This is a genomic window from Kitasatospora sp. NPDC047058 (assembly GCF_040643935.1).
Lineage (GTDB): Bacteria > Actinomycetota > Actinomycetes > Streptomycetales > Streptomycetaceae > Kitasatospora.
Window position 1 is genome coordinate 1 of sequence record NZ_JBEYVJ010000944.1, and the last position, 1098, is coordinate 1098.

At 72.0% G+C, this 1098-nt stretch carries 1 protein-coding gene; it reads left to right on the forward strand.

Annotation, left to right across the window (positions count from 1 at the left end):
- Positions 1-1098: YhgE/Pip family protein (locus ABZ885_RS41825; RefSeq protein ID WP_360200534.1), on the forward strand; the 1098-nt coding region annotated here is incomplete at both ends.

The following is a 1098-nucleotide window of genomic DNA, read 5'->3' on the forward strand; positions in this document are numbered from 1 at the left end:
CTACCTGGAGCTGCGGCGCTTCCGCGGCCCGCTGCGCCGCGCCGTCCCGGTGCTGCTCTGCCTGATCCCCCTGCTGTACGGTGCCATGTACCTGTGGGCCAACTGGGACCCGTACGGCAAGACCGACCGCATCCGCGTGGCGGTCGTCAACCTCGACCACCCCGCCACCAGCGCGCAGGGCACCACCGTCGACGCGGGCGCGGAGGTGGTCGGGCGACTGAAGGCGTCCGGCACGTTCGGATGGCAGTTCGTCGACCGGAAAGCGGCGAGCGCCGGGCTGCGTACCGGGCGCTATGCGTTCACCATCGAGATCCCCGCCGACTTCAGCAGCCGGCTGACCAGCGCGTCGGACCCGCAGCCCCGCCAGGCCGGAATCCGCATGGAACTCAACGACGCCAACAACTACATCGCGGGCGTGATGACCGAGGTCGTCCAGTCGAAGTTGGAGGCCCAGATCGACTCGGCCACCCACGAGGCCTACGTACGCGCCCTCTACGGCGAGCTGTCGCAGGTACGCCGGCAACTGGCCGCCGCCTCGAACGGCGCCCGGCAACTGGTCACCGCCACGGCCACAGCGCAGCAGGCGACCGCGGCCCTCACTGCCGTCAACACGACCGCGCACACCGGCACCACCCAACTGGCCACGGGTGCACAGCAGATCAGCCAGGCCATCACCCGAGTCGACGACGCCGCCCGGAGTCTCGAGACCTCAGCCTCGCGCCAGATCCCCGCCGCCGCGTCCGCCCTGGTCACCGCCGCCACTGTCGCCGCCGACGGCACGGACTCCGTACGGACCGGCACGTCGCAGGTCAAACAGGGCACCGCGACCGCGGTCGCCGACCTCCGGGCACTGGCCTCGGCCCACCCCGAGCTGGACCAGGACCCGGCCTTCCAGCGCGTCCTGCGGGATTCCCAACAGGTCGACGGCGCTGCCGGCCAGGTCGACGCCCGGGCATCCTCGGCGCATGCCGCCGCGACCCAGGCGCTTACCGTCGCGCAGGACCTGCAACGCAAGACGGGCACACTGCAACAGCAAGCCCTCGCGGTGACCACCCCGCTCCAGCTGGTCGACACCGGCGCGCAGGGCGTCGCCGCGGG